The sequence below is a fragment of the Deferrisoma sp. genome, assembly GCF_054681715.1.
Map to the genome: position 1 here is coordinate 1 of NZ_BAAHFQ010000161.1, position 6,140 is coordinate 6,140.

Here is a 6,140-nt window from a genome sequence, read left to right on the forward strand (position 1 = left end):
AGCACCGGGTCGGCCTCGTCCACGAGCTCCCACACCTCCTGGGGCCCGGAGCCCCGGGGCGAAACCGGCGACACGAACACCTCGCCCTCGAGCACGGCCCCCGTGGCCAGGCCGAGCCGCACCCGCACGGGCACCTTCTCCACCCTGAGCCGGCTCATCCCAGGGCCTCCCGCTCCTCCTCCGACAGGAACCGGAGGAAGGGCTCCTTGACCACCGCCTTCTCGTAGGCCTCTCGGGGCGAGATGATCTTCTGCTCCAGGAGCGCCAGGATCGCGGTCTCCAGGGACTGCATCCCGTGCTTCTTGCCCGTCTGGATGGCCGAGGGGATCTGGTACGTCTTGCCCTCCCGGATCAGGTTCGAGATGGCCGGGGTCACGACGAGCACCTCCAGGGCCGCCACCCGGCCCGGCTTGTCCACCCGGCGAAAGAGGTTCTGGGCCACCACGGCCTTCAGGCTGTCGGCCAGGGTGGAGCGGATCTGGGGCTGTTCCTCGGCCGTAAACACCTCGATCACCCGGTCCACGGTCTTCGCCGCGTTCTGGGTGTGGAGCGTGCCGAACACCAGGTGCCCCGTGGCCGCCGCCTCGATGGCCAGCGCGATCGTCTCCTTGTCGCGCATCTCCCCCACCAGGAGGATGTCCGGGTCCTCCCGCAGGGCAGCCCGCAGCGCCGTGGCGAAGCCGCGGGTGTGGGTGCCCACCTCCCGGTGGCTCACGAGGCACCCCTGGCTCTGGTGCACGAACTCGATGGGGTCCTCGATGGTGATGATGTTGTCCCGCCGGGTGCGGTTGGCCTCGTCGAGGATGGCGGCCAGGGTGGTGGACTTGCCCGAGCCCGTGGGCCCGGTCACGAGCACGAGCCCCTTTCGGAGCCCGGCCAGCCGGCGCACGGCGTCCGGGAGCCCCAGATCCTCACAGGTCAGGATCTTCGAGGGGATCGTCCGGAACACCGCGGCCGCCCCGAACTTCTGGACGAAGTAGTTGGCCCGGAACCGGGCCACCCCCTCGAGCTCGTAGGCGAAGTCCACGTCGCCGGTCTCCTCGAACCGGGCCCAGGCATCCTCGGGGGCGATCTCCCGCAGGAGCTCCCGGAGCCCCTCGTCCGTCAAGGGCTCGGCCTTGAGCTTCTTGAGCTCGCCGTGGATCCGCATGGCCGGCAGATTTCCGGCCACGAGGTGGAGGTCCGAGGCGCCCTGCTGGACCATGGCGCGGAAATAGGCGTCGAGCTTCGGCATGGGGGAACCCTCCTCGGCTGGCCGGCCGGGCCGCCGGACGGCCCGGCGTCTCCCGGTACCGAATCGTCCGGAGGGGGGTGTTTCTTGAAGGGGAAGGAAAGGCAGGGGGAGCGGCTCCCGATCCTCACGCAACGCGCGCCACGAGCGTTACCGGGGGAGGGTCGCAGATCGTCAGTCGTGGGGCGCGGGCGTGGCCCCCCCCTACCCTTGCGTATCCCCGAACCGCCGGGTAGCATGGCCCCAGGTGATCCCAGGAACTCCCCAGCCCGAGAGGCGTTTCCGGTGTCCATCGCCCTCGACATCTACCAGGCGTTCAAGGACGACGAGGTCAAGGCCCGGGCGCTGGCCGAGGCCTTCGACCGCCTGGAGCACCGCATCCCGGCCAACGTGGCCACCGAGGAGCACCTGGAGGCCACGAAACTCGCCCTCCAGAAGGAGATCGAGCAACTTCGGGCCGACCTCACCAAGGAGATCGAGCAGGTCCGAGCCGATCTGACCAAGGAGATCGAGCAGGTCCGAGCCGATCTGACCAAGGACATCGAACAGGTTCGCGCGGACCTCACCGCTCGCATTGAAGAAAACCGCCTGAGTATCGAGCGGGTCCGCGCCGATCTCACCGTCGAGATCGAAAAGGTCCGGGGCGAAATCGCCCGGACCCACGCGTCCACCCTGCGGTGGGTGACCGGCCTCCTCATCGCCCAGGCCGGCGTGATCGTGGCGCTGATCAAGATTCTCCCCTGACCCCTCCCGCCCCCCGCGCGCCCACCCCGAAACAGGCCGTTCGTCGTGGACCGGCCGCCTGACGCCCCGCTGTCCGTCACCCGTCACCCGTGACTCGTTACCCGTCACCCGTCACGGATCACGTGTCACCGAAGGAATCACCCGTCACCGTCTCCACAACGCTTAGCGCGTGGCGGGCGTGGCGTGAGAACCCCGAAACGCCGGGAGGACTGCCGCCGGTCGCGGGTCGTTGGTCGGCGCATCCGGTCGATGGCGCCTCCCACCCGGGTTGGGGTGCTCCCCCCCGGGTCGGTGGCGCCTTTCGGTTGTGTCGGCTGGCACATGGCGGTAGCATAGGGTTTCGCCGTTTTGCCTCACCGGATGGGGGCCCATGCTGCGACTCGTCCCGCGCCTCTTCGCCGTTTTCGCGATCCTCCTCGGCCCGGCCCTCGCCGTGGCCGGGCTTCCCGCCCCATCGTTCCTCCCCGGCCAGCCCATGCTGGTGGGAAACCAGGTGCTCATGATCTGGAACCCGGTCCCGGGGGCCGCCGGGTACGTGGTGTTCCGAAACGGGGAACCCGTGGGCCGCACCACAGCGAACCAGTACCTGGAGCCCGCGCCCGAGGCCTCGGGCACCTACCGCTACCAGGTGGCGGCCGAGGACGCCTCGGGGATCCGGGGGGAACTGAGCGAGCCCGGGGTGGTCAAGATCCAGCACATCGAGCCCCCGAAACGGGTGGTGGCCCGGCCGGACCCGGCGTCGGGCACCATCGGCGTGCTCTGGGACCAGGTGGACGGCGCGGTCATCTACAACGTGTACCGCTCGGCCGATGGGGCGCCGTTCGCCCTCGTGGCGAGCGTGCAGGACGTCACCTACGTGGACGGAGACGTCCAGGCGGGCGTGCGCTACGCCTACCGCATCACGGCCCGCGACGCCACGGGGGCCGAGAGCGCCCCGAGCGCCGAGGTCGAGGCCCAGGCCGCGCGGCCCGAGCGGGCCCGCCGCGACGAGCTCGTGTTCCGGGCCCTTCCCACCCGCGAGGTGTACCGGCTCGAGCGCCTGGGCACCGACGACCTTCGGGAGGTCTCGTTCCTCGGCCTCGGGCCCGCCGGGAAGCTCTGGGTGGTGACCCCCCGCACCGGCCGCATCCACCGCCTCGACCGCGACGGCGTCGAGGAGGCGGTGCTGGGCCCGTTCGTGGCCGAGGCCACGGGCTACGCCCTCCGGCCCCACAAGCTCGGGTTCGCCGACGACGCCGACCTCTTCGTGACCGACGCCCTCAACGGCGTGCTCGCCCGGCTCTCCCCCGCCGGCGAGCTGCGCTGGGCCCGGGGCATCCTCACCCCGCCCCCCCAGAACGCCGAGGTCTGGGAGGGCTTCCCCGACCGGGTGCGTTCGCTCCCGCCGACTCCGTCGAGCGTGGCCTTGGTGGGGGACGAGATCTGGGTCACCGACCAGCGGTTCCAGCTCCTCTACCGGTTCTCCCAACAGGGAGACCTGCTGGGATACCTCGCCCACGGCCGGCGCAAGTCCGAACGGTTCCGGCTTCCCGGCGTGGGCGAGGTGGCGGCGTTTCCCGACGGCCGGGTGCTCCTGACCTTTCCGCTCTCCCACTACGCGGCCGTGTTCGATCGGGAGCTCCGGCTCCTGGCGGAACTGGGGGCCGACGTCCGGGGCTACGTGGGCGGATTCGTCGGAATCCACGGCGCCCAACCCCTCGAGGGCGGCCGGGTGCTCCTGACCGACCCGGCCGTGGGCTCGGTGCAGGTGTTCGACGCCGCGAGCGGCGCGTACCTCCACCACCTGGCCGGTCCCGAACCCCGTCCCGATCCGGCCTACGACCAGCGCGCCGACTTTGCGTACCACAAGCCCAACATGGCGGTCACGGACGGCCGGGGACGGTTCTGGCTCTACGACGCGGCCGCCCGGGCGCTCGTGTGCCTGGAACGGGCCGGGCCGGTAACCCCGCCGCCCGGCGGCGAGTAAGGGGGGCGCGGCCGTTCGTCGCCCGTCGGGGGTTCCGGCCCCCCCGGCGCGCGACCGCCGACCTGCGACGAACGGCCCACGGCTCTTTCTCCCGGAGGGGGTTCCCATGACCAGACGGCGCATCGGACTCGGGCTCGTTGCCGCACTCCTGGCCTCCGCGGCGTTCGCCGGCGTCGAGGGCACGGCCCACGAAACCGAGCTCGGGGGCGAGGGCGGCCCCTGCGCGGCCTGCCACATCCCCCACCAGGCGGCCGGCGAGAAGTTCTGGGCCCAGCCCCTGGTGTACGAGGGCAAGGTGGGCACCATGAGCGCCCTGTGCGGGTCGTGCCACCACTCCGGCGAGGGCTACGGCGCCCTCATGACCCGGGCCCACGCCGACGACACCGTGTACGCCCCCCAAAGCCACGGCCAGAGGATGTACCTGGCCGACCCGCCCCCGGCGACCAACGTGCTGGGCTCCGGGCTCCCCGACATCGACACGGACCACGGCTACTTCGAGTGCACCACCTGCCACAGCGTGCACGACAACACCTACCGCCCGTTCCTGCGCGACACCCCCAACGCCCTGTGCGCCCGGTGCCACCGGCTTAGGCACTACGTGTCGGGGGGCGAGCGAAGCGGCATGGGGGCCGAGGAGGGCCTGTGGGGCTCGTATCGGGGCGATCGGAACCCGGGCTCCCACCCGGTGGGAGACGACGTGGTTCCCAGGCCCGACGGCCCGGCCGTGGAGATCCCCCGGATCTTCCGCACCCCGCTCTCCCCCGCGCCGGGCCAGTGGTCGCTCGGCGGGCACCTGACCCGGGGCGACGAGGGCGGGGTCACCTGCCTCACCTGCCACGCCGTGCACGGGGTGGCCCCCGACGAGGACGACGTCGCCGCGACCGGCGACACGTCGCCCCCGGGGCCGGGCATGCTGGTTGTGGCCCAGGCCACGGCCGAGATCCCCGGCTCGAAGCGCCCGGTGCCGAACGGCGACGGCGCCGCCTCGGCCCTGTGCGAGGCCTGCCACGGCGCGGGCCGGAACCCCGGCCACGCCCCCGACGGCTCGGGCTGGGCCGACCCCGACCACAACGTGAACCCCGGCCGGGAGGGCCGGTTCGGCCACCCCGTGGACTCCTACCCCTCGGGCGTGGACGCCGGGGTCGAGCGGTTCCCCGAGGCCTGGCCCCAGGGCGACCCGGGCCTCGCCGGCACGAACGTCGGGCCCGTGCCCATCTGCGAAACCTGCCACGCCCCCCACCCGGCGGCCGCCCTCGACGCCCGCCGGGCCGACGTGGCCCCCGGCGCCGGCCCGTACCTCCTGCGGGCCGCCCGCACCCTGGCCCAGGGCGAGCCCCTCTGCGACCTGTGCCACACCCAGGCCGTGCCCGGCCACCATCCGGTGCACAAGGCCTTCGACAGCCGGGGCGTGCCCTACCTCCTCAACGCCACGGCCGGCCAGGGCGACCTCCTCACCTGCTCCGTGTGCCACACCTCGGCCCACGACTGGACCCAACCGGGCTGGGCGGCGCTTGACCCCTCGTGGCTTCCGGCCGACAACGGCCGGGCCCTCGACCAGGCCGACGACATGTACGACCCCGACATGTCGAAGACCTGCATGGACTGCCACTACTTCATGGACGGCGACGGGGCGAGCGTGAGCCCCACCCTGGGCACGGCCCAGACCGTGATCGAGCCGGGCGACGACGAGTACCCCCACTACCAGGCCGCGGACCACAGCATGGGCACCCATTACATCGGCCTCGTCCACGAGGGGGGCGACTGGCAAAAGGACCCCCTGGTGGACATGCTCGACACCGCCCGCACCTGGAAAGACCAAAGCCCCGACGGCTCCTACACCGCGGGGCTCGCGCCGGGGTGGTCGCGGTTCGGGGGGGACGACCGCGACGGCTCACGGGTTCTGGTGTGCGAAAGCTGCCACGAGCTCGAGCCCGACCGAAACGGCGGGTTCCGGCACCTCCTGCTCGCCCCCTACGCCGAGGGCCAGAACGGGCTCGACGAGTACCCGGGCGACGCCGACGGCCACGACATCCTCTGCGAGGCCTGCCACGGCATCCCCGAGGGCACCCACCCCATGACCGGCATGACCGTGTCGCGCACCGGCGAGCCGCTCAACGCCTCGGCCCCGTGGCTCCGGGAGCGCATCCTGGGCCACGCCACCCTCGACCGGGCCCGCAACGCGCTCTCCTGCGACTCGTG

At 72.3% G+C, this 6,140-nt stretch carries 4 protein-coding genes; 3 read left to right on the top strand and 1 reads right to left on the bottom strand.

All coding sequences use genetic code 11. The features are described from left to right. Window positions 1–154: 154 nt before the first annotated feature. On the bottom strand, window positions 155–1,234 hold the full coding sequence (locus tag ACY0I8_RS15310; RefSeq protein WP_461395433.1) for a type IV pilus twitching motility protein PilT: 1,080 nt from the start codon (window positions 1,232–1,234) through the stop codon (window positions 155–157). Between the two features lie 282 nt (window positions 1,235–1,516). Here ACY0I8_RS15310 and ACY0I8_RS15315 point away from each other — a divergent pair, with 282 nt between their 5' ends. From ACY0I8_RS15315 to ACY0I8_RS15325, 3 genes are all read left to right on the top strand, one after another. Then, window positions 1,517–1,975 carry a DUF1640 domain-containing protein gene (locus tag ACY0I8_RS15315; protein WP_461395434.1) on the top strand — a complete coding sequence of 153 codons (459 nt, stop codon included), beginning with the start codon at window positions 1,517–1,519 and terminating at the stop codon, window positions 1,973–1,975. A gap of 370 nt (window positions 1,976–2,345) precedes the next feature. Continuing rightward, window positions 2,346–3,941: a hypothetical protein gene (locus ACY0I8_RS15320; RefSeq protein ID WP_461395435.1), complete on the top strand. Its 1,596-nt coding sequence runs from the start codon at window positions 2,346–2,348 to the stop codon at window positions 3,939–3,941. 106 nt (window positions 3,942–4,047) lie between these two features. Then, a partial coding sequence (locus ACY0I8_RS15325) for a cytochrome c3 family protein (RefSeq protein WP_461395436.1) occupies window positions 4,048–6,140 on the top strand: 2,093 nt, incomplete at its 3' end.